We start from the raw sequence: 24,122 nt of genomic DNA, 5'->3' as shown, positions 1-24,122 counted from the left end.
CGTGCACTTGGGGGGAAGATGGAGCACGTGTCCTCCCCGATGATTGAAGACGGCTGCGCGGCGCCCAAACCGCTCCGACGGCAGCCGACGCAGCGCCGCAGTGCCCGCCGCGTCGAGCGGATGCTCGACGCGACCGCCGAGCTGCTCGACGAGATCGGCTACGAAGGGCTCTCCACCACCCGCATCGCCGAGAGAGCCGGTGTCGCGATCGGGTCGGTCTACCAGTTCTTTCCCGACAAGCGGGCCATCACGCAGGAGCTGACCCGGCGCAACGTCGAGCAGTTCGTCTCCCGGGTCGGCCGCCGGTTCCTCGAAGAGGACTACCGCGGCTGGTGGGAGGCGGTCGACGCGATCATCGACGAGTTCGTCGACATGCATCGGAGCGTGCCCGGGTTCAGGAATCTGCGCTTCGGCGACGTGGTCGACCTCAACCTGCTCGACTCCGACTCCGACAACAACATGGTGATCGCCGGGCGGCTGCGCGGGCTGCTGCTGAAGGAGTTCGGGCTGGCCGACAGCCAGGAGCTCGACATGGCCGTGCTGGTCGCGGTCGAAGCGGGCGACGCCGTGCTGAAGCTGGCCTTCCGCCGCGATCCGGACGGCGCGCCGGAGATCATCGAGGCGGCCAAGCAGCTGATCCGCGGCTTCCTGTCCCGCCAGCTCAAGTCGTGGCCCTCGGGAGCCGCCCGGGCCCTCGATGAAGCGTCACGCCCTTTGTGACGCGTCTCGTCTGTCTGGTGTGAAGCGTCACGCTTGGCCCTCGTGGGGCGTCACGTGCCGGAGCCGCTGGGCGTTCAGTGGGCCGCGTGCAGCTCTCTGAGGAGCTCCGGCAGCCAGGCGGGAGTCGAGCCGCGAGGGTCATACCTGGACTGGAGCCGGTCGCCCGATTCCGGGACGAGCGCGGAGGCGGGCGGCGGGTGCGGCTGGGTGCGAGAGGTGTCGGTGCCCGGCGCGCACGGTGTCAGGAACGTCACCGACCGTGCGTCACGGGCCTCCCTGATCATCCTGGTGTGCAGTCTCGCCTCAAGCGCGTGCAGGTTTCGCTCCGCCGATTCGATGGCCTCCAGACGGGCCGAAAGGTAGCCGACCGCGCCCGGAATCACGGCGGACAGCACGACGAGGCAGACCAAAATGAAGGTCATCTGCCTGGACAGGCCCATCGCGACTCCCTCCACTAGCGGACGAGCGCGACGGTAATATCCCCTCCGACCAGCACAGACACGCTGACTGTAGTCACACTTTAACGCTACGTTGCCGAACCTGTGCGAGATCCGCGATGTGCATTGACCGGGCAAAACCGCAAGCGGCTCGGTAGTCTCGCGGTGTGGCGCATGTGACCCGTGAGCACCTTGATCGCCTGCTAGAGCAGGCACTGCTGGCCGACGACCACGGTTCGCTGGCCAAGCGGCTGTACGACGTCGCGCTCGGCTATTCGACGGGCGACGTTTCCAGGGCATCCATCCTGGTCCTGGCCGCCGAGGAATGGCGGGCGGCGGGACAGCCCGCGCGTGCGATGGAGTGTTTCCAGCGTGCGATGGAGGACGGTGGTGAGTCGAGCATCGACCCGCGAGCCGGCATCGCCGACACGCTCTTCGAGCTCGACAGGCCGGACGAGGCTAGGGAGGTCATCGAGACCATCCGTGCGGAGGGCAGAGCCACCACGGCGACCGCCCACACGATCGCCGAGACCCTGGTCGCCTACGGTGACCTGCGGGCTGGGCACGAGTGGGCGACCCAGGCGGTGCTGGCCTGCGACGAGGACGACCCCGAGCACGTGGCCCTGCTGCGTACTCGCTACCGCATCAGGGTGGACCTCGGCCTACCGGAGGACGACCTCGACGCCCTGGTGTCCTGACCAGGGACGTCGCGAGAGGGTGGACGTGACGGGCCTGGCGTCCTGACCAGGGACGTCCCGAGAGGGTGGACGTGACGGGCCCGGTGGGTGGCGTGAGCCTGCCCACGGGCTGGTGACGCGATCCGCCGGCTATGGCGCGCAGTCGGCCGATCGGCGCGTGGCTGCGTCGTGCGTCAGTCCAGGATCCCGAAAGGTCTGAGACCCCCCGACAAGTCCAAGACCCCCGAAAACCGACCGGCTGCCGTGGAACGCCGACGCCCGGGAACCAGCCGGTTCCCGGGCGTCACGTATCAGACCTCAGCCGCGGACGATGGACAGCTCGTCGTCGGCCAGGTCCACCAACACCCGGTCGCCGTCCACGACCTCGCCCGACAGCACGGCCTTGGCCAGCTTGTCGCCGATCGCCGACTGGACCAGGCGGCGCAGCGGGCGCGCCCCGTACATCGGGTCGTACCCGGTGAGCGCCAGCCACTCGCTGGCCGCGTCGGTGACCTCCAGCGTGAGCCTGCGGTCGGCCAGCCGCTGGGCCAGGCGTTCGACCTGGAGGTCGACGATGCGCGTCAGCTCTTCCGAGCCGAGCGCGTCGAACAGGATCACGTCGTCGAGCCGGTTGAGGAACTCCGGCTTGAACGAGCTGCGCACCGCGCCCATCACGGCCTCGCGCTTGGCGCCGTTGGCCAGCTTGGGGTCGACCAGGAACTGCGAGCCGATGTTGGAGGTGAGGATCAGGATCGTGTTGCGGAAGTCGACGGTACGGCCCTGGCCGTCGGTCAGCCGGCCGTCGTCGAGCACCTGCAGCAGGATGTCGAAGACCTCGGGATGGGCCTTCTCCACCTCGTCGAGCAGCACGACCGTGTAGGGCCGCCGCCTGACGGCCTCGGTGAGCTGGCCGCCCTCCTCGTAGCCGACGTAGCCGGGCGGCGCGCCGACGAGCCGGGCGACGCTGTGCTTCTCGGAGTATTCGCTCATGTCGATGCGGGTCATCGCCCGCTCGTCGTCGAACAGGAACTCCGCCAGCGCCTTGGCCAGCTCGGTCTTGCCGACACCCGTCGGGCCGAGGAACAGGAACGAGCCCGTGGGCCTGTCGGGGTCGGAGATACCGGCCCGGCTCCGGCGTACGGCGTCCGAGACAGCCTGTACGGCCTGCTGCTGCCCGATGAGGCGCCGCCCCAGCTCCTCCTCCATCCGCAGCAGTTTGGCCGTCTCAGCCTCCAGCAGGCGGCCCGCCGGGATGCCCGTCCAGGAGGAGATGACCTCGGCGATGTCGTCGGCGCCGACCTCCTCCTTGACCATGGCGTTGTCGGGTGTCGCGGCGTCGGAGGCGGCCCGCAGGGCCTGCTCCAGGCGCGGCACCTCGGCGTACATGAGCCTGGAGGCGGCCTCGAAGTCGCCGTCGCGCTGCGCCCGCTCGGCGCCGCTTCTGGCCTCGTCGAGCTGCTTCTTCAGCTCGCCGACCTTGTTGAGTCCGGCCTTCTCCAGCTCCCAGCGGCCGACGAGGGCGTTGAGCTCCTCCTGGCGGTCGGCCAGCTCCTTGCGCAGGCGTTCGAGCCGCTGTATGGAGGCCTCGTCGGTCTCCTTGGAAAGGGCCAGCTCCTCCATCTTCATCCGGTCGACGTTGCGCTGGAGCTGGTCGATCTCGACGGGACGCGAGTCGATCTCCATGCGCAGCCGGGAGGCGGCCTCGTCGACCAGGTCGATGGCCTTGTCGGGCAGGAAGCGGTTGGTGATGTAGCGGTCGGAGAGCGCGGCGGCGGCGACCAGCGCGCTGTCGGCGATCTGGACCTGGTGGTGGGCCTCGTAGCGGCCCTTGAGCCCGCGCAGGATCGCGATCGTGTCCTCGACCGTGGGCTCGCCGACGTAGACCTGCTGGAAGCGGCGCTCCAGCGCGGGGTCCTTCTCGATGCGCTCGCGGTATTCGTCGAGCGTCGTGGCGCCGATCATGCGCAGCTCGCCGCGGGCCAGCATCGGCTTGAGCATGTTGCCCGCGTCCATCGCGCCCTCGGCGGCGCCCGCCCCGACGACCGTGTGCAGCTCGTCGATGAACGTGACGATCTGCCCGTCGCTCTCCTTGATCTCGGAGAGCACGGCCTTGAGCCGCTCCTCGAACTCGCCGCGGTATTTGGCGCCCGCGACCATCGCGCCGAGGTCGAGCGAGATGAGCCGCTTGTTGCGCAGCGACTCGGGCACGTCGCCGGCCACGATGCGCTGGGCCAGTCCCTCGACGACGGCCGTCTTGCCGACGCCGGGCTCGCCGATCAGCACCGGGTTGTTCTTGGTGCGCCGCGACAGGACCTGAACGACCCGGCGGATCTCGGAGTCGCGGCCGATGACCGGGTCGAGCTTGCCGTTGCGGGCCCGCTCGGTCAGGTCGACGCCGTATTTCTCCAGCGCCTGGTAGGTGTCCTCGGGCGTCTCACTGGTGACGCGGGCGTGACCGCGTACCTTCTCGAAGGCGTCGAGCAGCGCCTGCGGAGTCGCCCCCTGGGACTTCAGCAGCTCGGCCACCTGACCGCCGTCGGTGGCCAGGCCCACGAGCAGGTGCTCGGTGGAGACGTAGTCGTCTTCGAGCCGCTTGGCCCGCTGCGCGGCGGTGTTGATCACGGTCAGCAGCTGGCGCGAGCTCGACGGCGCGCTCACGGTGGAGCCCTGCGCCTTCGGCAGCGCGGCGAGCTGCTCCTCGGCCTTGGCGCGCAGCGTCTTCCAGTCGGCGCCGACGGCTTCGAGCAGAGGGATGGCGGTGCCGCCCGTCTGGGCGAGCAGGGTGGTCAGCAGATGGGCGGGCGCGATCTCCGGATTGCCCTCCGCGGCGGCACGCCGCATGGCCCCGGAGAGAGCTTCCTGGCTCTTCTGGGTGAGCTTGTAGTCCATGTGTTTCTAGGCCCCCGGTGGCAGCTCATAGCGGATCAGCGCCCTGACCATCTGCATCTCGGCGCGGAGGCGGTGAACCTCCTCACGCAGCCGCAGAGCCTCGTTCTCGAGCTCGAGAATCCGCTTGATGCCCGCGAGGTTGATGCCCTCCTCCTGGGAGAGCCGCTGGACCTCGCGGAGCTGGATGATGTCGCGGGTGGAGTAGAGGCGGCCGCGCCCCGCCGTGCGGCCTGGACAAACCAGTCCGAGCCGGTCGTACTGTCGCAAGGTCTGTGGATGGAGGCCCGACAGTTGCGCGGCCACCGAGATCACATAGACCGGAGTCTCGTCTGACAGGTCGAAATAGTTGGCGTCCATCGGCTACTCGCTTCTGGCTCTCTGTATGAGATCAGCCCGCGGGTCCTCGCCCGCCGTCGCGGTGTTGAACTCCGTGAGGAGCTCGCGGGACTTGTCGTCCAGTGTCTGAGGGACAAGCACCTCGACGGTGGCGAGCAGGTCGCCCTTGGTGCCGTCCTTGCGGGCGACGCCCCTGCCACGGACCCGGAACGTGCGGCCGTTGGGCGTGCCCGTCGGGATGCGCAGCGTGACCGGCAGCCCTTTGAGTATCGGCACCTTGATCTCGGCGCCGAGCGCGGCCTCGGAGAACGTCACCGGCACCGTGATGGTCAGGTTGTCGCCCGTCCTGCCGAAGACGGCGTGCGGTTTGACGTGCGTGAGGATGTAGAGGTCGCCGGCCGGGCCGCCGTTCTCGCCCGGGGCGCCCTTGCCCTTGAGCTTGACCCGCTGTCCGTCGGCCACCCCCGCGGGGATGCGCGCCTGGATGTTGCGGGTGCTCTTGGCCCGGCCGCTGCCCTCGCACACGGGGCAGGGGTCGTCCACGAGCAGGCCGCGGCCCTTGCAGTCGCGGCAGGGCTCGGAGAAGGCGAAGTTGCCCAGGTTGCGGCTGGCCGCCCCCGTGCCCTCGCAGGTCGGGCAGACCCGTGGGGTGGTGCCGGCCTTGGCCCCGGTGCCGCTGCAGGCCGTGCAGGCGGCCGAACTGGTCAGCCTGAGCGACACCGTGGAGCCCTCGACCGCTTCGGTGAACGTGAGCGTGACCTCGGACTCGACGTCCTGGCCACGCCGCGGCCTGGTGGCGCTGGTCGTACGGGTCGAGCCGGCGCCGCCGCGGTTGAACAGCCCGCCGAACAGGTCGCCGAGCCGCTCACCCGCCCCGTGGCCCTGCTGCTGCTGGTTGGCGGTGCCCCCGAACAGGTCGCCGAAGTCGAACGGGAAGCCGCCACTGCCGGGACGCTGGGCCCCCACCCCGGACCCGAACAGCGTGCGCGCCTCGTCGTATTCCTTTCGGCGCTTGCTGTCGGACAGGACGTCGTTGGCCTCGGAGATCTCCTTGAACTTGGCCTCTTTGGCCACGTCGCCCTGGTTGGTGTCGGGGTGGTACTGCCTGGCCAGCTTGCGGTAGGCCTTCTTGATGTCATCGGCCGTGGCTGACTTGGGCACACCAAGGACGGCGTAGTAGTCCTTCTCCAGGTAGTCCTTGGTGCTCATCTATCGCCCTTCGTTCTGCGTCAGTTGTCGTCGTCGGACGCCGGGGGGGCGTCTTCTGGCTCCGCCACGGCCACCCGCGCCGGGCGGAGCACCCGGTCACCCATGCGGTAACCGGGCTGGAGCACCTCGATCGCGGTCGGCTCGGTGACGTCCGGCGAGTAGCTGTGCATCAGCGCCTCGTGGACGGTCGGGTCGAACGGGTCGCCCTTCTGGCCGAAGGGGTTGAGCCCGAGCTTGGTGACGGCCGCTTCCAGTGACTCTGCCACTTTCGCGAAGCCACCGGTGAGCTCGCCGTGATCACGTGCCCGGCCGATGTCGTCGAGCACGGGCAGGAGCTCCTGGAGGGCGCTCGCGACGGCCTGCTCCCGCACGGCTCCGCGGTCGCGTTCGACCCGCCTGCGGTAGTTGGTGTATTCCGCCTGGAGACGCTGCAGGTCGGACGTCCGCTCGGAGAGCTGGGCCAGCAGGTCTCCGTCCTGCGCCGCCGCCTCGCTGGCGGCGGGAGGAGGGGGAGCGTCCTGGTCCTGCGGTCGTTCGCGCACCTGGCCCGTCTCCGGGTCGATCTTGCGGTTGTCGCGGATCACCGGCTCGTCGTGCCCGTTGTCACGCGTCGGCATCACTTGTCCTTCTTCGGCTGGTCTTCGTCGACGATCTCGGCTTCGACCACGTCGTCATCGGCCTTCTGCTGCTCGCCGGCCGCGGCGTCCTGCGGGGCGCCCTCGCCGCCGGGCTGCTGGCCCTGGCTCTGCGCGTAGATCGCCGAGCCCATCTTCTGGCTGACGGTCGCGAGCTTCTCGGCCGAGTTGCGGATGACGTCGGTGTCGGTGCCCTCCAGAGCCTTCTTCAGCTCGGCGAGCGCCTCCTCGACCTCGGTCTTGATCTCGCCGGGGACCTTGTCGTCGTTCTCGCGGAGGAACTTCTCCGTCTGGTAGGCGAGCCCGTCGGCGTTGTTGCGGACCTCGGCCTCCTCGCGGCGCTTCTTGTCCTCGTCGGCGTAGGACTCGGCCTCGCGCATCATCCGCTCGATGTCGTCCTTCGGCAGCGCGGAGCCGCCGGTGATCGTCATCGTCTGCTCCTTGCCCGTGCCCAGGTCCTTGGCGGAGACGTTGACGATGCCGTTGGCGTCGATGTCGAAGGTGACCTCGATCTGCGGGATGCCGCGTGGCGCCGGGGCGATGCCGGTCAGCTCGAAGGTGGCCAGCTTCTTGTTGTAAGAAGCGATCTCGCGCTCGCCCTGGTAGACCTGGATCTGCACCGACGGCTGGTTGTCCTCGGCCGTGGTGAAGACCTCGGAGCGCTTGGTCGGGATCGTCGTGTTGCGCTCGATGATCTTGGTGAAGATGCCGCCCTTGGTCTCGATGCCCAGCGACAGCGGGGTCACGTCGAGCAGCAGGACGTCCTTGACCTCACCCTTGAGCACACCGGCCTGCAGGGCGGCGCCGATGGCGACGACCTCGTCCGGGTTGACGCCCTTGTTGGGCTCCTTGCCGCCGGTCAGCTCCTTGACGAGCTCGGAGACGGCGGGCATGCGGGTCGAGCCGCCGACGAGCACCACGTGGGCGATGTCGGAGATCTTGATGCCGGCGTCCTTGATGACCTGGTGGAACGGGCCCTTGGTCCGCTCGAGCAGGTCGGCGGTCAGCCGCTGGAACTCAGCCCTGGTCAGCTTCTCGTCGAGGTGCAGCGGGCCCTCGGAGGAGGCGGTGATGTAGGGCAGGTTGATGTTGGTCTCGGCCTGGCTGGACAGCTCGATCTTGGCCTTCTCGGCGGCCTCACGCAGGCGCTGGAGCGCCATCTTGTCCTTGGACAGGTCGACGCCGTGGGCGTTCTTGAACCGGTTGGCCAGCTCGTCGACGACCCGCTGGTCCCAGTCGTCACCGCCGAGGTGGTTGTCGCCGGAGGTCGCCTTGACCTCGACGAAGCCGTGGCCGTCCTCCTGGCCGACGTCGAGCAGGGACACGTCGAAGGTGCCGCCACCGAGGTCGAAGACCAGGATCGTCTGGTCCTGCTCCTTGTCGAGCCCGTAGGCGAGGGCCGCCGCGGTGGGCTCGTTGATGATGCGGAGCACGTTGAGGCCCGCGACCGTGCCGGCCTCCTTGGTGGCCTGGCGCTGGGCGTCGTTGAAGTAGGCCGGGACGGTGACCACCGCGTCGGTGATCTTCTCGCCCAGGTAGGCCTCGGCGTCCTGCTTCAGCTTCTGCAGCACGAAGGCGCTGATCTGCTGGGGGGAGAACTTCTTGCCGTCGATCTCCTGGGACCAGTTGGTGCCCATCTCCCGCTTGACGGAGCGGATGGTCCGGTCCACGTTGGTGACGGCCTGTCGCTTGGCGACCTCGCCGACCAGGACTTCGCCGTTCTTAGCGAAGGCGACCACGGACGGCGTGGTCCGCGAGCCCTGCGCGTTGGCGATGACGGTGGGCTCACCGCCCTCGAGGATCGAGACGACGGAGTTGGTCGTCCCAAGGTCGATACCTACCGCACGTGCCATGAGTACGTCCCTGTAGTTAAAGTTGAGTCGGTTGGACTCAACGTACGAATACCCGGGGTGTTTGTCAAACAGCTTGAGCCTACTCGACTCAACCTGACCCCGGGCACCCGTATTCCCCCTGAGAACTCCCCCCTCAAACCCTGACGAGACCCCGGCACGACAAGGGCCGAGTACCGGGGTCTGGCCGTTCCTCCCTGAAGGTCCTCCGCCCGAAACTGGCGGACCCCGGCGCGACAAAGGGTCGTGTGCCGGGGTCTGGTCGGGGGTTTCAGGGCTTGGCGCCGTCCAGCACCTTGCGCTTGCCGAGCGGGGTCTTCAGCTTGACCGTCGTCGTCTTCTCCACCGCGATCATGATGCAGGCGACGTCCTTGGCCTTCGGGGCGGTGCCCTCGTACAGGGTGACCTTGACGCTCTTGCGCGTCTCCTTGACCTTCACCCGGTCCAGGACGGTGCACGGGGCCACGCCCGACCACCAGATGAGCTTGAGCTTGCGGCCGTGGGACGTCGGTTGCGCCTTGGTCCAGCGGACCTTGTGCGTGTTGATGGTGTCGCCCGTGGGCTTGACCGGTTTCGGAGCCTTCGTGGGAGTGGTCTCAGCGGGAACACTCGCCACGGGGTCAGTGGTGACCGGCGTCTGTGGGGCGGGGGCGGTGGCCTGCTTGGCAGGCGCCGGGGCCCCGCAACTCGTCGCAAGCACCAGACATCCGGCCAGAAGAGTCGCTGTCATTGTGCGCATACCTCTTGGACGAATGGGACGGCTCGCAGGTTCAGCTACCGAATCCGGCGGGTATCGCGCCGGCGAAGTTAGGCTGGAGCATGTGCTGCGTCAGGCCCTGCTAGCCCTATCCAGGAGCGACCTCGTCGAGCGGGTCGTCACCACCTCGCCGCTGACCAGAGACGTGGTCAGACGCTATGTCGCCGACGACGTCGAAGCGGTCGTCGGCCGGCTGACCCGAGACGGGCTGCTCGTCACCATCGCCCGCCTGGGCGAGGACGTCACCGACCGGGCGCAGGTCGAGCGTGCGGTCCAGAGCTACCTAGCGCTGCTCGGCCGGCTGCCCCGGGACGCCGACGTGTCGGTCAAGCTGACCGCGCTGGGGCTGCGGCTGTCCGAGAAGCTCGCGCTCGACAACGCGGCCACCGTCTGCGAGGCCGCCGCGGCCAGGGGAGTGACGGTCACCCTCGACGCCGAGGAGCACGACACGATCGACAGGCTCCACTCCGTGCATGCCACGCTGCGCAAGGAGCATCCCGACGTGGGCATCGTGGTGCAGGCGTACCTGCCGGACGCCCGTGAGCGCTGCGAGCGGCTCGACGGCGCCCGCGTACGGCTCTGCAAGGGCGCCTACAGCGCGCCCGGCGCCCTCACCTCCCGGGCCGACACCGACCGGTCGTTCGCGCGCTGCCTCAAGGTGCTGATGGCGGGCACCGGCTACCCCATGGTCGCCACGCACGACCCGCGGCTGGTGGAGATCGCCTCGGCGCTGGCCGTACTCACCGGGCGGGACGCGACGGGCTTCGAGTATCAGATGCTGTACGGCGTTCGGCCCGCCGAGCAGGCCCGGCTGGCCGGGCTCGGCGCGCAGGTGCGCGTCTACGTGCCCTACGGCGCCGACTGGTACGCCTACCTCATGCGCCGCCTCGCCGAGCGCCCGCGCAACCTGGCCTTCTTCGCCCGGTCGCTGGTGAGCCGCCACTAGCTTCGCCCGGTCGCCGGTCAGCCGCCACTAGCTTCGCCCGGTCGCCGGTCGGCCGGCACCGGCTCGGTAGGCTACCGGGGTGATTGCGATTCTGGGCACGGGCAAGATGGGCGAGGCCCTCCTGTCCGGGCTGCTGCGAGCGGGGTTCGATCCGGGCGACATCATGGCGACGTCCCGCAGGCCGGAGCGGGCGCAGGCGCTGCGTGAGGCCTATGGCGTGCGCACCGTGACCAACACCGAGGCCGCCAAGGCCGCGGAGACGATCATCCTGGCGGTCAAGCCACAGGACATGGCGGCGCTACTGGCCGAGATCGCCCCTTATGTCCCCGCCGACCGCTTGGTGATCACCGCCGCCGCGGGCATCACCAGCGCCTTCGTCGAGCAGCGTCTCGGCGTCGAGGTGCCGGTCGTCAGGGTGATGTCCAACACGCCGATCCGCTTCGACGAGGCGATGAGCGTGATCTCGGCGGGCGCCCACGCGAGCGAGGAGCACCTCCAGCACACCGAGGACCTGCTCAAGCCGGTCGGCAAGGTGCTGCGCATCCCCGAGTCGCAGCAGGACGCGGCCACCGCGCTGTCGGGCAGCGGGCCCGCCTACTTCTTCTACCTGGTCGAGGCCATGGTCGACGCGGGGATCCTGCTCGGCATGCCCAGGGCCGCCGCGCTCGACATGGTCACCCAGTCGATCGTCGGCGCCGCGGTGATGCTGCGCGACTCGGGCGAACACCCGGTGATCCTGCGCGAGGCGGTCACCTCGCCCGGCGGCACCACGATCGCGGCGATCGCCGAGCTCGAACGCCACAGCGTCCGCGCCGCCTTCCTGGCCGCCATCGAGGCCGCCCGCGACCGGAGCCGCGAGCTGGCCTCGGGCTGAGTTCGGGAGGCCCGAGCCACCCCGGGCACCCTGCTCCTACGATGGGTCGGGTGACGATCCGTCGCGGCATCCCCCCGCTGCTCGTCCTGCTCGCGCTGACCGGCTGCTCGGCCGAGGCACCGGCCGCCGTACAACTGGCCGACGTCAAGCGCGCCCCCGTCACCGAGGTCGTCGAGGCGCCCGCCACCATCGGCGCCCGCGCCACGGCCACCCTCCGCTCGCCCGCCCAGGGCACGATCGCTCACCTGTACGTACGTGAGGGCGACCACGTGCGCAAGGGCCAGATCGTGGCCAAGATCCGTTCGCCGCAGGCCCAGGACCAGCTCAAACAGGCCCGGCGGGCGTCGAAGTCGGCCGCGCCCGCGACCCCGAGCCTGGGCCGCCCGAACGTCCGGCTCGCCTCCTTCGACACCGGCGCGTTCGACCGCAAGGTGGCCGCGCACTTCGCCAAGGCGCGCAGGGAGGCGAAGAAGATCGACGACGCCCAGGCCCGCAGGCAGCTGCTCAGCGCCATCGGCCTGGCCGAGGCCCAGCACAAGGCGCAGACCAGGGCCCTGAAGTCGATCACCGCGCAGCTCAACCGGTCGATCAACAGCGTGCTGGCCGGGGTCACCAGCGGGTTCGGCGGGCTGACGTCGTCCATGGCGTCGCTGCAGGCGGCCTCCAAGTCCCAGGCGAAGGCCGCGGTCAAGGCGGCGGAGAGCGCGGTGAAGTCGCTCACCGTCAAGGCGCCGTTCGGCGGGGTGGTCACGCTCGGCCGGCCCTCGGGCGGCGGCGCCGCGAGCAGCCTGAACGGCCTGCTCAGCCAGCTGCCCACCGGCGGCCAGCAGTTGCCCGCCGACACCTCCGGCGGCTCGGCGAGCGGCGGCGCGCCGGTGGCGACCGGTGTTCCCGTGTCGGCGGGCGACCCGATCGTCACCGTCACGGACGTCTCGGAGCTCACCCTCTCCGCCGATATCGACGAGACCGACGTGCTGCTGGTCAAGAGAGGCACCAAGGCCACGGTCGAGCTCGACGCGGTTCCCGGCGCGGCCTACACCGCGCGGGTCACGGGTGTCGGTGTGACGCCGATGCCCGGCACGACGGGCGGCGTCAGCTACCCGGTGCAGCTCACGCTCGGCGCGGGCCGGTTCGACGACGGCGCCGCGGCGCCCACTCCCAAACCGGGTATGAGCGCGGTGACGCGGCTGACGGTCCGCGAGTCGCCCGCCGCCATCGCGGCCCCGGCCTCGGCGATCGTCTCCAGCGGGCGCGAGAGCGTGGTCTGGGTGGTCAGGAACGGTACGGCGGAGCGCCGCGTGGTCAAGCTCGGCGCCCAGGGAGAGGCGGTGGTCGAGGTGCTGAACGGACTGTCGGTCGGTGACCGGATCGTGGTCAAGGGCGCGGACTCGGTACGGCAAGGGCAGCGACTGCCATGACCGCCGCCGCGTTGGAAGCCGTGGATCTCACCAGGCGTTACCAGCTCGACGGCGTCGCCGTGGAGGCGTTGCGCGGTGTGTCGCTGCGCATCGGCCGCGGCGAGTTCGTGGCGATCATCGGGCCGTCCGGGTCCGGTAAGTCCACGCTGATGCACTTACTCGGCTGCCTCGACCGGCCCACCTCCGGGCGGCTCCGGGTGAACGGGGTGGAGATGTCGCAGCTGTCCGACACCCAGCTGGCCGAGCTGCGCAACAAGACCATCGGGTTCGTCTTCCAGTCGTTCCACCTGCTGGCCAGGACCTCGGCGCTGGAGAACGTGGCGCTGCCGCTGGTCTACCGGGGGGTCGGGAAGACCGAGCGCCGGTCCAGGGCGCGGGCCGCGCTGGAGGCGGTGGGTCTGGGGCACCGGATGGGGCATCGGCCCTCGCAGATGTCCGGCGGCGAACAGCAGCGTGTGGCGATCGCCAGGGCGCTGGTGGGCGAGCCGAAGGTGCTGCTGGCCGACGAGCCGACGGGCAATCTCGACACCCGCAACGGCGCCGAGGTCATGGCCATACTCGACCGGCTCAACAGTGACAGTGGGGTGGCCGTGGTGCTGGTCACGCACGAGCCGGAGGTCGCGGGCCACGCCCGGCGGCAGATCCACGTACGTGATGGGCTGATCGAGCTCGACACCGGGCACCCAAGCGGCGGCGGCGAGGAGTGAGGGGGCGCGAGGCGTTCGGCATGGCGCTGGAGGCGCTGCGGGTCAACCGGATGCGCAGCGTGCTGACCATGCTCGGGGTCGTCATCGGCGTGCTCGCCGTGGTGATCCTGGTGGCCGTCGGCACCGGCGCGAAGGACGCGGTGGAGAAGGAGATCTCCGGCCTCGGCACCAACATCATCCTGGTCGTCCCCGGCCGGCTCACCGTGGGCGCGGCGCCGACCCAGAGCAAGCTCAACCTGGCCGACGTCGCGTACGTGCGGCGCGTGGTCGGCGACCCCGCCAAGGTGACGGTGTCGCTGCAGTCGGGCGAGACCGTACGCGTCGGCGGGACCGAGGCGTTCGTCACCGTCGTCGGCACCGACCAGAACCTCACCAACATCTTCGACCGCCCGCTCGACAAGGGCCGCCACCTGAGCGGGACCGACGTCGACACCCGGCGCCGGGTCGCCGTGCTCGGCTCCGAGGTGGCCGACAAGCTGTTCGGCGACCTCGATCCGATCGGGCGGCAGCTGACGATCTCCGGGGCGCGGTTCCGGGTCGTCGGCGTCTACGCCAAGATCGGCCAGACCTTCGGCGTCTCGCGCGACCAGGAGGTGCACATCCCGGTGACGACGGCCCAGCGGCTGCTCGGCATCGCCAGGGTCAACGGCATCGCGGTCGGCGCGTCGGGGCCCGACGAGATCGAGCCGCTCCAGAGCCGGGTCGTGGCGGCGCTGACCGACAGGTATCCGGGGGAGAAGTTCTCGGCCGTCACGCAGACCCAGCTGCTCGGCACGATCGGCAGCGTGCTCGGCATGCTCACCGGCGTGCTGGCCGCCATTGCCGGCATCTCGCTGCTGGTGGGCGGCGTGGGCGTGTCCAACATCATGCTGGTCAGCGTCCGGGAGCGGACCCGTGAGATCGGGCTGCGCAAGGCGCTCGGGGCCAGGCAGCGCGACATACTGACCCAGTTCCTGATCGAGGCGGTGCTGCTGACGACGATCGGCGGCGTCATCGGGATCCTGCTCGGCGTCGGCGGCGCCCTCGCCATCCAGGCGCTCACGCCGGTGCCCGCCTCGATCACCTGGTGGTCGATCGCGCTGGCGTTCGGCGTCTCGGCGGCGGTGGGCGTGTTCTTCGGCGTCGCGCCCGCGCGGAGGGCCGGCCGGTTGGACCCGGTCATCGCCCTCCGCGCCGAGTAACGGGATCAAAGGCGATTACGCGTCGCGGCGCCGCATCAGCACGGCCCCAGCGATCGTCGCGACCGCCACCCAGACGAGGTAGACCGCGAACCCGCTCCACGGGCCCAGGGAGTCGCGGCTGTCGCCGGACACGACCAGCAAGCCGGCGTTCGTGGTGAAGTATTCGGCCACGGTCCTGCCCCACTCGCCCGGGAGCTGGCCCGCGACGCTGGGCAGCACCATGATCAGCGAGATGGCCGCCACGATCGCGCCTGGCGTGTGCCTGATCAGCGTGCCCAGCCCGAGCCCGAACAGCCCGCAGGCGGTCAAGTAGAGACCGGCCCCGAGCGTGGCCCGCGCCACCTCCCCCGTCTCGATGGACGCCGGCTGGGAGATCGCCAGGCCGACACCCACCGCGACGGCCGACGCGACCAGGCAGACGACCAGCGACACCGCGACGAACACGACGATCTTGCCGGTCAGCAGGCGCATGCGCTGGGGCACGGCCATGAACGAGGTGCGGATGCCCCCGGTACGGTATTCGCTGGAGATCACCAGAACACCCAGGGTAGCCATGGCGATCGAGGCCATCATCGCCCCGGTCAGGCTCAGCATGATCGCATCCCGGCCCGGGACCGGCCCTTTGGCCATGCCCTTGGCCGAGGCGTTGAGGAGGATGGAGAAGCCCAGCATCAGCACGGCGGTGGTGGCCAGGGTCCACACCGTCGAGCGGACAGAGCGGATCTTGGTCCATTCGGAGCGGAAAATGTCGATCATGATGAGTACTCCAGGCTGTCCTTGGTGAGCTCCATGTAGGCCGCTTCGAGCGAGGGCTGGACGAGCGTCAGCTCCTCCAGCGGCAACCCGGCCCGCGCGGTGATCGTGCCGATCTCCAGCGGCGTCACCCCGGTCACCCTCAGGTGGTCGGCGTGCAGGTCACCGACCTTGAGCAGATCGGCCACCTCGGCCAGGCGGGGCGAGCGCACCCGTACGTACGACTGCGAGCTGCGCCCGATGAACTCCGACATGCTCGTGTCGGCGATCAGCGCGCCCTTGCCGATCACCACCAGGTGGTCGGCCGTCTGCGCCATCTCGCTCATCAGATGGCTGGAGACGAACACCGTGCGCCCCTCGGCCGCCAGCTTCCGCATGAACGTGCGGATCCACAGGATGCCGTCCGGGTCCAGCCCGTTGACGGGCTCGTCGAAGAGCAGGATCTCCGGGTCGCCGAGCAGCGCGGCGGCGATGCCGAGCCGCTGCGACATGCCGAGCGAGAACCCGCCGACCCGCCGCTTGGCCACCGTGGTCAGGCCGACCACCTCCAGCACCTCCTCCACCCTGCTCGCCGGGATGCCGTTGGTCTGCGCGATGGCCAGCAGGTGGTTGCGGGCGCTGCGCCCGCCGTGCACGGCCTTGGCGTCGAGCAGCGCGCCGACCTTGCGCAGCGGGTGCCGCAGCTCCCCGTACGGCCTGCCGTCCACGAGGACCGACCCGCCCGACGGGTGGTCCAGGCCGAGGATCATGCGCATGGTCGTCGACTTCCCGGCACCGTTCGGTCCCAGGAACCCGGTCACCTGGCCGGGCTCGACGTCGAAGGACAGGTCCGCCACGGCCACGGTGCCGCCGTAGCGCTTGCAGAGGTTCGTTGCCCGGATCGCGGTCATGATCCAAGCGTGGCCGTACGGGAAGCGGATTTCGTCCTGCTGGAGGACCGTTCGCGGGCGCGGCCTCTGGGACCCTGCTCCTACTCTCCAGGGGTGATCAGCGCCGCCTCGTAGGCCACGATCACCGCCTGGGCCCGGTCCCGGACGCCGATCTTGGCGAACAGGTTCGTCACGTGGTTCTTGACGGTCGAGGGGGAGACGTCCAGGTCCTCGGCGATCTCCGCGTTGGATCTGCCTCGGGCGATCAGGATGAGCGTCTCCCGCTCGCGCTCGGTCAGCCCGTCCAGCGTCGTGGTAGCCGCGCGGCGGCGCGGTCGCGCCGCCCGTACGAACGTGCCGATCAGGCGGGTCAGCAGGCGCGGCGCCACGGCGGACTCGCCGCGGTGCACCACGCGGACGCCCTCGACCAGCTCCTCGGGGGAGACGTCCTTGGGCAGGAACCCGGCGGCGCCCGCCCGCAGGGCCGCCACCACGTTCTCGTCCAGGTCGAACGTGCTCAGCGCGAGCACCCGCACTCCGGGCGACTCCACGGTGATCCGTTCGGTCGCGCGTACCCCGTCGAGGCCCGGCATGTGCAGGTCCATCAGCACCACGTCCGGGCGCAGCCGCTCGCACAGCTCGACGGCCTCCGCGCCGTCGGCCGCCTGGCCCACCACGCGCATGTCCGGCTGGGCGTCGAGCATGAGCTGGAAGCCCTTGCGCACCAGCGCGTGGTCGTCGGCCAGCAGTACGGTGATCATGTCGTCTCCAGGGGAATGCGGGCGCGCACCAGGAAGCCGCCCTCCAGACGGGGGCCCGTGCTCAGCAGGCCGCCGCACAGCGTCACACGCTCGGCCATCCCGTCCAGCCCGAACCCCGGGGCCGGGGCGGTCCGGCCGCCCGCCGCGGGCAGGCCGTCGTCGGTGACCTCCACCTCGACCGCCTCGCTCTCGTACGCCAGGCGGACGCTGGCCCGCGCCCCCACGGTGTGCTTGCGGGTGTTGGTCAGCGCCTCCTGCACGATCCGGTAGACGGCGTGATCGACGGCCGCCGGCAGCGTGACGGGCTCGCCGACCACGGACAGGCTCGTGGGCAGCCCGGCGGTCGCGGCCTCCTGGACCAGCGCCGGCAGCCGGGCGGCGCCCACCCCGGTCGCGGCGTCGGCGCCCCCCTCGATCCTGAGCAGCCCGTCCGTGGTGAACACTCCGCCGGCTCCGACCGGGTCGTCGGCCCTGAGCACGTTGAGGAGCTGGCGCATCTCGGCCAGCGCCTGGCGCGCGGTCCGCTCCGCCCCGGCCAGGGCGTCATGGGCGGCGTCCTCGCTCGGCGGCAGAGTGGCCCTGGCGCCGCCGACCAGCACGTTGATGACACTGATGTGGTGGGCCACGACATCGTGCAGCTCCCTGGCGATGCGCCGCCGCTCGGCGCGGACCGCGCTCTCGGTGGCCTCCCGCTGGCCGCGTTCCCTGAGCTCGGCGCGGACCCTGACGAGCTGCCCGACGAGTATGGCGGCCACCGGGTAGATCGCCCCGGCTATCCAGGAGCCCGGCACCGGCCTGGCCAGGTGGTGGGCCAGGCCGTAGACCACGCCCCCGCCGACGGCGGTGAGCGCGGCGGTCCTGCCCGGGGTGTAGCGGCCCACGCTGTAGAAGGCGATCGTCGAGGGGATGCTGGCCGACGCCACGATGCCGGCGGCCAGGCCGAAGATCTCACCGGCGGTCTCGATCGCGGCGACCGTGACGGGTCGGCTCCGCCGTAAGAGCAGCGGGAACGTGCTGAGGATGAAGAGGACGGCGCCCGCGCCGACGTCCGGGTAGCCCTGGCGCAGTACGGAGACCAGGCCGACGCTCGCGCCCCCGACGAGCACGGTCACCAGCGTGATGTCGAAGACGCGCGGACGCTTGAAGAAGCGCCATGCGGCCGTGACGCGACGCATGAAGCGCATGATCCAACCCTATGCGGCAGTTATTGAAAAGCGGCGATATTTCGCCGGAACAGCCCTCGTCACCGTCTGGACGCGGCCAGTTGACGCTGCGGTAACGTCGCTCCAAGGGCGAGGGACGGGAGCGGGAATGAGTTCTACGGCACGGGCCATCTGGGACGATGCTCTCACTTCCTACGATTTCGGGCCGAGCCATCCGCTGGCGCCCGTCAGGGTGGAGCTGACGATGGCGCTCGCCCGTGAGCTCGGTGTGCTGGACAAGATCGAGGTGGTCGGCTGTGTGCCCGCCACCGACGACGAACTGGCCATGGTGCACCGGCGCGACTACATCGAGGCCGTCAAGCGCGTCTCCGCCTCCGGTGGGGCCGATCTGTCCGTGGGGCTCGGCACGTCCGACAATCCGGCCTTCAAGGGCGTACACGATGCCTCCGCGCTCATAGCGGGCGCGACGCTCGCGGCCGCCCGCGCGGTCTGGGAGGGCACGGCCGAGCACGCGGTCAACATCGCCGGCGGTCTGCACCACGCGATGGCCGGCAACGCCAGCGGCTTCTGCGTCTACAACGATCCGGCGCTGGCCATCGCCTGGCTGCTCGCGCAGGGGGTCGGCCGCATCGCCTACGTGGACGTCGACGTGCACCACGGCGACGGCGTGCAGGCGATGTTCTACGACGATCCCCGGGTGCTGACGATCAGCCTGCACGAGAGCCCGCGCACGCTGTTCCCCGGCACCGGCTACCCCGGGGAGACCGGCGCGGAGGGCACGGCGGTCAACGTGGCGCTGCCCGCGGGCTGCGGAGACGAGGGCTGGCTGCGGGCCTTCGATTCGGTCGTGCCGCCGCTGCTGCGCGAGTTCCGGCCGGAGATCCTGGTGACCCAGCACGGCTGCGACAGCCACGCGCTCGACCCGCTCGCCAACCTGATGCTCAGCCTCGACGGGCAGCGCACCGCCTACTCCGTCCTGCACCGGCTGGCGCACGAGACGGCCGGTGGCCGGTGGCTCGCGACGGGCGGGGGCGGCTACGAGCTGGTCCAGGTGGTGCCGCGGGCCTGGACGCACCTGATGGCCGAGCTGTCCGGGCATCCGCTCGACCCGGCCACCCAGACGCCCCCGGCCTGGCGGGCGTTCGTACGGGAGCGGACGGGCGAGACGGCTCCGCTGACCATGACGGACGGCAGAAATCCGGAATTTCGTGACCTAGCTGGTGGTTATGACCCAGCAGACCCCATCGACCGTGCGGTCATGGCGACCCGACAGGCGGTCTTCCCCCTGCACGGCCTCGACCCGATGCCTTAGGGAGAGCTGTGCTCAGCCGCGACCAACTCCGCGAACACCTGATCCGCACCCGGATCGCCGGCGAGGTCGCGACTTCGCGCGAGAACAATCTCGACCACTACAGCTCGGTGGCCAACCGCGATCCCTACTACCTGCTGGGACTCACCCTCGAACAGCCGTGGTCGTTCCGCGACGTCCTCGCGCAGATGGTCAAGGCGGCGGGCGTGCAGGCCGACGCGGGACACCGCTGGGGCCAGGACACCATCGACCCCGATCTGACGATCGACGCGCTCGATGCCATGGCCGACCGGATCGCCGGCGTGCTGTCGCGGGACAAGCCGCGGCTGCTGTTCGCCACCGGTCACCCCACGGGCCTGCTCGTCGTCCACCTGGCGCTCGCCCGGTTCGCCGTGGAGCGCGGGGCGACGCTGCTGACGCCGGCCGAGGGCTGGACCTACTCCGGGTCGGGTTTCGGACGCGCGCGTAAGATCCGCTACCTCCAGGACATCGCCATGCTCGATGACAAGGGCGGATTCGTGCACACCCACGACTCCGCCCCGATGGAGCGGATGCTGACCGTGCTGGGCGAGGCCACGCCGGACCTGGTCATCGCCGACCACGGCTGGGCGGGAGCGGCTGGAGAGGCGGGTGTGCCGACGGTGGCGTTCGCCGACAGCAACGATCCCGGGCTCTTCCTCGGCGAGGCCGAGGGCAAGATCGACGTGGTCGTACCTCTGGATGACAATGTGCTACCGCGCTACTACGAGCCGCTGATCGCCCATCTGGTCACACGAGCCTCACAGGCCCTTTGAGTTCAATTCGGTCATCCCCATACGGTCTTTTCGCGCCTGCATTCCAAGAGGCTCGCAGTCCCTTTGCCAACTTTTGAGAGGGCCTGGGCGACTCTTATGTGTGACAAGTTGGACAGTTCCAACGTCCAGGCGAGGTGCTCAAGCCGGTGTTAACCAGCGATTTTGCTGGTTTGGCTGACAGGCAGCTCCGTCAGCTGAGAAAATAGGGGGTTTGCGCTGTCGGAGTCCCGACTTACGCTGACGGCAGTACACGTGCGTGAGCAGTGGCACCAGTGGGGATAACCCGTAAACACGTGCGGAAGAGGCGTCCGATGGGTGCAGGCGAAAGACCTCTCAGTGAGGTGAAGTTCCTGACGGTGGCGGAAGTGGCCACGGTCATGCGGGTGTCCAAGATGACGGTGTACCGCCTGGTGCACTCTGGCGAGCTGCCGGCCATCCGAGTCGGCCGGTCGTTCAGGGTGCCCGAGCAGGCGGTCCACGACTATCTGCGGGAGGCCTACATCGAGGCAGGGTAGATCTTGAGGTAGCGGCGTATGCCACACGCCGTGAATGCCGTCGTGGGAGACGCCCGGCCGCCACCGAGCGGCCGGGCTCACCCCCAGGGGGCGATCCACAGCCGATCGCCGGTAGTCTGTGATCCGGTGTGCGCTCGCGCATCGGTTCAGATCTGCTATCAGTACCTGGGGGTCCCGTGGGCTCTGTGATCAAGAAGCGCCGCAAGCGGATGGCCAAGAAGAAGCACCGCAAGCTGCTCAAGAAGACGCGCATCCAGCGGCGCAACAAGAAGTAACAGACGCAGCTGCGAGGCGCTGATGACCCACACCGTGCTCGTCACCGGGGTCTCGCGCCACGTGGGCGCTCGGATGGCGAGCGTGCTCGCCGCCGACCCGGACATCAGTCGCGTCATCGGAGTGGACACCGTGCCGCCGCCCTCGCTGACGCGAGATGGCGGCATCTCCCTCGGCCGGACGGAGTTCGTCCGGGTCGATCTGCGCAGCCCCGACATCGCTCAGGTGATCGCGGCTGCCGACATCGACACCGTTGTGCACATGAGCCTGGTCAGCGCTCCGTCGCGGGGCGCGGGCAGGGCCGTGATGAAGGAGCACAACGTCATCGGCACCATGCAGCTGCTCGGTGCCTGCCAGCGGTCGGCGACCGTGCGGCGTGTGGTGGTCCGTTCGACCACCGCCGTCTACGGTTCGTCGCCACGGGATCCCGCGGTGTTCACGGAAGACCTGGAGCCGCACGACAGCCCGAGCCACGGCTACGCCAAGGACGCGGTCGAGGTGGAGGGCTACGTGCGCGGTTTCGCGCGCCGTCGGCCCGACATAACGGTGTCGCTGCTGCGCTTCGCCAACTTCATGGGTCCCGGCGTCGACTCGCCGCTCACTCGTTACTTCACCCAGCCGGTGCTGCCGTACGTGTTCGGCTTCGACCCGCGACTGCAGTTCGTCCATGAGGACGACGCCGTCGAGGTGCTGCGGCGGATGGCGACCGAAGATCACCCCGGCACGTACAACGTGGCCGGGGCAGGCGTGTTGCTGCTGTCGCAGTGCGCACGCCGGGCTGGGCGGCCGTCGCTGCCGCTGTTCGCGCCCGCCTTCCGCCTGCTGGGCGATGCCGCGCGCCGCGCCGGACTGGTCGACTACTCGCCCGAGCAGGTCCGGCTGATGAGCCATGGCCGGGCGGTCGACTGCTCAAGGCTGGAGGCCGAGCTGGGCTGGAAGCCCAAGTTCACCACCGGAGCGGCCTTCGACGACTTTCTGCTCTCGCGGGGGCTGCACCCGCTCGGAGGTGTGCGGCATTGAGCGTCCCGGACGACGAGGCCCGCGTGATCCCCATCAGCTCGGCACCCTCCTTCGAGGAGCCGGAGCCGCTCGCCAGGCTGCTGGCCTTCATCCGCCGGCGCATCACCGGCGACTACGAGGTCGACGAGTTCGGCTATGACGCCGAGCTGACGGACAAGGTGCTGCTGGAGCTGATCAGGCCCCTCTACCACCACTGGTTCAGGGTGGAGACCGTCGATCTGAAGAACGTGCCCGAGGAGGGCGGCGCGCTGGTGGTGGCCAACCACTCCGGCACGCTGCCGGTCGACGCGCTGATGATGCAGGTGGCGCTGCACGACGAGGCGGACCGGCCGCTGCGGCTGCTCGGCGCCGACCTGGTCTACCAGCTCCCGATGCTCGCCCACCTGTCGCGCAAGACCGGCCACACGCTGGCCTGCCGCGAGGACGCCGACCGGCTGCTGCGCAAGGGCGAGCTCGTCGGGGTGTTCCCCGAGGGTTTCAAGGGCGTTGGCAAGCCCTTCTCCGAGCGCTACAAGCTGCAGCGCTTCGGCCGCGGCGGGTTCGTCGCGTCGGCGATCCGCGCCGGGGTGCCGATCCTGCCCACCGCCATCGTGGGCGCCGAGGAGATCTACCCCAAGATCGGCGATCTGCCGACGCTGGCCAGGCTGCTCGGCCTGCCCTATCTGCCGATCACCCCGCTCTTCCCGCTGCTCGGCCCGCTCGGCCTGGTGCCGCTGCCGTCGAAGTGGATGATCCAGTTCGGGGAGCCCATCCGTACCGACGAGTACGACGCGGCGGACGCCGATGATCCGGTGCTGGTGTTCAACCTCACCGATCACATCCGCGAGATCATCCAGCAGATGCTCAACGAGCTGAGGCTGCGCCGCGGCCCCGCCTTTCCGCCATTCTTCTGAACTCAACAGAATCTTGACATGATCGGTCAAGCCATCAAGGATGGGGAAACCGAGCAAGGCAAGACGGCGGCTGGACACCCATGGGTTCGACACCTAGGGAGCGTGCATGAGACGGCTCGTCGACTCCGTGCTTGTCACGAACGCCGGCGACCAGGTGATCCTGTCGACCGGCTCACGTGACGGATTATCGCTGCGGGGCGACCTCGACCGCGTCGAGCAGGCGGTCACGCTGCTGCGGGACGGCGTCGACGACAGTGAGATCGACGCGGACCGGCTGCTGGCCGACCTGGTGGCGGCGCTGACGCACATGGGGTGGCTCACCTCGGAGCCGCCGCAGTCGGCGGCCGAGTCCACCGGCCGGCTCGCCCGCCAGCACGGCTACCTGACGCTGTTCGCCCCCGACGCGCGCGAGCTCCAGTCGCGGATCGCCGCCTGCTCGATCATGCTCCTCGGCGTGGGCGGCATCGGCGCGGTCGCGGCCCAGCACCTGGGCGCCGCCGGGGTCGGGCGCATCGTGGCCGTCGATCCCGACGTGGTCGAGCTGCACAACCTCAACAGGCAGCTGCCGTACACGACCAGGGACGTGGGCGTGCCCAAGGTCGACGCGCTCAGCGCGCGGCTGCGCGACTTCGCGCCCGAGACCGAGGTGGTGTCCGTACGGCGGCGCGTCGCCGGCGCGGCCGACCTCGACGGCCTGCCGCCCGTGGACCTCGTCCTCATCGGCGCCGACGAGCCGGCCGAGCTGGCCGACACGGTCTGGCGATGGTGCCGCGAACGCGATGTGGCCATGAGCCGTGCGGCGGTCGCCCATGAGCACGGCCACTGGGGCCCGCTGCTGTCGCCCCGCGAGGGCCACTGCCACACCTGCTTCGAGCACGCCCGTGAGGCCGGGCTGTCGCGCGAGCGGCGGCTGGAGGGCGGCCACGGCCCCACCCCATGGTCGTTCGGCGCCACCAACACGGTCATCGCGGCCTGGGCCGTGCACGACATCGTCCAGTACATCGCCACGTCCGAGTGCCCCACGCTCAACCGCCGCGCCCACCTGGACTTCGCCCACGGTGAGCTGCACTTTCTCGACGGTCCCCGCTGCACCTGCAACCAGTAGCGGGCCGCCGGTGTTCTCCAACTGAAGACAA

25 protein-coding genes are annotated in these 24,122 nt (G+C 69.9%); 14 read left to right on the top strand and 11 right to left on the bottom strand.

All coding sequences use genetic code 11. The features are described from left to right. The first annotated feature begins 39 nt into the window (after nt 1-39). A complete protein-coding gene (locus ACQP2T_RS58980; protein ID WP_433519982.1) occupies nt 40-720 on the top strand; it encodes a TetR family transcriptional regulator in 681 nt (226 codons plus the stop codon). 74 nt (nt 721-794) lie between these two features. On the opposite strand, the gene ACQP2T_RS58975 is transcribed toward ACQP2T_RS58980, so the two are convergent. Continuing rightward, nucleotides 795-1,160 (bottom strand): hypothetical protein, encoded by a 366-nt coding sequence (locus tag ACQP2T_RS58975; protein WP_358180379.1) that lies wholly within the window; start codon nt 1,158-1,160, stop codon nt 795-797. Nucleotides 1,161-1,324: 164 nt separating this feature from the next. Here ACQP2T_RS58975 and ACQP2T_RS58970 point away from each other — a divergent pair, with 164 nt between their 5' ends. Then, entirely contained in the window at nt 1,325-1,855 is a 531-nt protein-coding gene (locus tag ACQP2T_RS58970; protein WP_225299024.1) for a tetratricopeptide repeat protein, read from the top strand. Between the two features lie 297 nt (nt 1,856-2,152). Here the strand turns inward: ACQP2T_RS58970 and clpB are convergent, their stop codons facing one another. The 6 genes from clpB to ACQP2T_RS58940 form a co-directional block, all read right to left on the bottom strand. Next, a complete protein-coding gene (gene clpB / locus ACQP2T_RS58965) occupies nt 2,153-4,723 on the bottom strand; it encodes an ATP-dependent chaperone ClpB (RefSeq protein WP_433513384.1) in 2,571 nt (856 codons plus the stop codon). 6 nt (nt 4,724-4,729) lie between these two features. Continuing rightward, complete coding sequence (locus ACQP2T_RS58960; protein ID WP_113703558.1) at nt 4,730-5,080, bottom strand: heat shock protein transcriptional repressor HspR; 351 nt, start codon at nt 5,078-5,080, stop codon at nt 4,730-4,732. Nucleotides 5,081-5,083: 3 nt separating this feature from the next. Next, complete coding sequence (gene dnaJ / locus ACQP2T_RS58955) at nt 5,084-6,268, bottom strand: molecular chaperone DnaJ (protein ID WP_433513383.1); 1,185 nt, start codon at nt 6,266-6,268, stop codon at nt 5,084-5,086. 20 nt (nt 6,269-6,288) lie between these two features. Further along, complete coding sequence (gene grpE, locus ACQP2T_RS58950) at nt 6,289-6,885, bottom strand: nucleotide exchange factor GrpE (protein ID WP_433513382.1); 597 nt, start codon at nt 6,883-6,885, stop codon at nt 6,289-6,291. Next, the gene (gene dnaK, locus ACQP2T_RS58945; RefSeq protein WP_433513381.1) at nt 6,885-8,756 is read right to left on the bottom strand and encodes a molecular chaperone DnaK; all 1,872 of its coding nucleotides are present in this window, start codon (nt 8,754-8,756) and stop codon (nt 6,885-6,887) included. Before dnaK ends, grpE begins: the two co-directional genes overlap by 1 nt. A gap of 268 nt (nt 8,757-9,024) precedes the next feature. Beyond that, nucleotides 9,025-9,483: a hypothetical protein gene (locus tag ACQP2T_RS58940; protein WP_357954595.1), complete on the bottom strand. Its 459-nt coding sequence runs from the start codon at nt 9,481-9,483 to the stop codon at nt 9,025-9,027. A 91-nt stretch (nt 9,484-9,574) separates the two neighbouring features. Here ACQP2T_RS58940 and ACQP2T_RS58935 point away from each other — a divergent pair, with 91 nt between their 5' ends. From ACQP2T_RS58935 to ACQP2T_RS58915, 5 genes are all read left to right on the top strand, one after another. Further along, nucleotides 9,575-10,456, top strand: coding sequence for a proline dehydrogenase family protein (locus ACQP2T_RS58935; protein WP_433513380.1), 882 nt, complete (start codon nt 9,575-9,577; stop codon nt 10,454-10,456). Between the two features lie 79 nt (nt 10,457-10,535). Continuing rightward, a complete protein-coding gene (proC, locus tag ACQP2T_RS58930) occupies nt 10,536-11,330 on the top strand; it encodes a pyrroline-5-carboxylate reductase (protein ID WP_357954599.1) in 795 nt (264 codons plus the stop codon). 50 nt (nt 11,331-11,380) lie between these two features. Then, nucleotides 11,381-12,748, top strand: coding sequence for an efflux RND transporter periplasmic adaptor subunit (locus ACQP2T_RS58925; RefSeq protein WP_433513379.1), 1,368 nt, complete (start codon nt 11,381-11,383; stop codon nt 12,746-12,748). Then, nucleotides 12,745-13,455, top strand: coding sequence for an ABC transporter ATP-binding protein (locus ACQP2T_RS58920; RefSeq protein WP_433513378.1), 711 nt, complete (start codon nt 12,745-12,747; stop codon nt 13,453-13,455). The genes ACQP2T_RS58925 and ACQP2T_RS58920 overlap by 4 nt, the downstream gene beginning before the upstream one ends. Further along, nucleotides 13,452-14,636 carry an ABC transporter permease gene (locus ACQP2T_RS58915; protein ID WP_433513377.1) on the top strand — a complete coding sequence of 395 codons (1,185 nt, stop codon included), beginning with the start codon at nt 13,452-13,454 and terminating at the stop codon, nt 14,634-14,636. The genes ACQP2T_RS58920 and ACQP2T_RS58915 overlap by 4 nt, the downstream gene beginning before the upstream one ends. A gap of 15 nt (nt 14,637-14,651) precedes the next feature. On the opposite strand, the gene ACQP2T_RS58910 is transcribed toward ACQP2T_RS58915, so the two are convergent. The 4 genes from ACQP2T_RS58910 to ACQP2T_RS58895 all read right to left on the bottom strand — a co-directional run bounded on the left by ACQP2T_RS58910 (nt 14,652) and on the right by ACQP2T_RS58895 (nt 18,203). Further along, nucleotides 14,652-15,392 carry an ABC transporter permease subunit gene (locus tag ACQP2T_RS58910; RefSeq protein WP_433513376.1) on the bottom strand — a complete coding sequence of 247 codons (741 nt, stop codon included), beginning with the start codon at nt 15,390-15,392 and terminating at the stop codon, nt 14,652-14,654. Beyond that, nucleotides 15,389-16,279: an ABC transporter ATP-binding protein gene (locus ACQP2T_RS58905; protein ID WP_433513375.1), complete on the bottom strand. Its 891-nt coding sequence runs from the start codon at nt 16,277-16,279 to the stop codon at nt 15,389-15,391. Before ACQP2T_RS58905 ends, ACQP2T_RS58910 begins: the two co-directional genes overlap by 4 nt. An 80-nt stretch (nt 16,280-16,359) precedes the next feature. After that, a complete protein-coding gene (locus tag ACQP2T_RS58900; protein WP_433513374.1) occupies nt 16,360-17,019 on the bottom strand; it encodes a response regulator in 660 nt (219 codons plus the stop codon). Continuing rightward, complete coding sequence (locus tag ACQP2T_RS58895; RefSeq protein WP_433513373.1) at nt 17,016-18,203, bottom strand: sensor histidine kinase; 1,188 nt, start codon at nt 18,201-18,203, stop codon at nt 17,016-17,018. The genes ACQP2T_RS58900 and ACQP2T_RS58895 overlap by 4 nt, the downstream gene beginning before the upstream one ends. Before the next feature lie 127 nt (nt 18,204-18,330). Here ACQP2T_RS58895 and ACQP2T_RS58890 point away from each other — a divergent pair, with 127 nt between their 5' ends. From ACQP2T_RS58890 to ACQP2T_RS58860, 7 genes are all read left to right on the top strand, one after another. Next, nucleotides 18,331-19,494 (top strand): acetoin utilization protein AcuC, encoded by a 1,164-nt coding sequence (locus tag ACQP2T_RS58890; protein WP_433513372.1) that lies wholly within the window; start codon nt 18,331-18,333, stop codon nt 19,492-19,494. A gap of 8 nt (nt 19,495-19,502) precedes the next feature. Next, nucleotides 19,503-20,285, top strand: coding sequence for a phosphatase (locus ACQP2T_RS58885; protein WP_433513371.1), 783 nt, complete (start codon nt 19,503-19,505; stop codon nt 20,283-20,285). Nucleotides 20,286-20,596: 311 nt separating this feature from the next. After that, nucleotides 20,597-20,800, top strand: a complete 204-nt coding sequence (locus ACQP2T_RS58880) for a helix-turn-helix domain-containing protein (RefSeq protein ID WP_026214222.1) — start codon at nt 20,597-20,599, stop codon at nt 20,798-20,800. 176 nt (nt 20,801-20,976) lie between these two features. Then, nucleotides 20,977-21,075 carry a 30S ribosomal protein bS22 gene (locus tag ACQP2T_RS58875; protein WP_018654693.1) on the top strand — a complete coding sequence of 33 codons (99 nt, stop codon included), beginning with the start codon at nt 20,977-20,979 and terminating at the stop codon, nt 21,073-21,075. A gap of 22 nt (nt 21,076-21,097) precedes the next feature. Further along, nucleotides 21,098-22,093 (top strand): NAD-dependent epimerase/dehydratase family protein, encoded by a 996-nt coding sequence (locus ACQP2T_RS58870; protein WP_433513370.1) that lies wholly within the window; start codon nt 21,098-21,100, stop codon nt 22,091-22,093. Further along, nucleotides 22,090-22,986, top strand: a complete 897-nt coding sequence (locus ACQP2T_RS58865) for a lysophospholipid acyltransferase family protein (RefSeq protein WP_433513369.1) — start codon at nt 22,090-22,092, stop codon at nt 22,984-22,986. Before ACQP2T_RS58870 ends, ACQP2T_RS58865 begins: the two co-directional genes overlap by 4 nt. A 106-nt stretch (nt 22,987-23,092) precedes the next feature. Next, the gene (locus ACQP2T_RS58860; RefSeq protein WP_433513368.1) at nt 23,093-24,091 is read left to right on the top strand and encodes a HesA/MoeB/ThiF family protein; all 999 of its coding nucleotides are present in this window, start codon (nt 23,093-23,095) and stop codon (nt 24,089-24,091) included. Nucleotides 24,092-24,122: the final 31 nt, after the last annotated feature.

Origin of the sequence: Nonomuraea sp. CA-143628 (genome assembly GCF_050942315.1) — a bacterium.
GTDB lineage: Bacteria > Actinomycetota > Actinomycetes > Streptosporangiales > Streptosporangiaceae > Nonomuraea.
The sequence above is the reverse complement of the archived record's forward strand: the minus strand, read 5'-3'. Positions and strand labels throughout refer to the sequence as shown.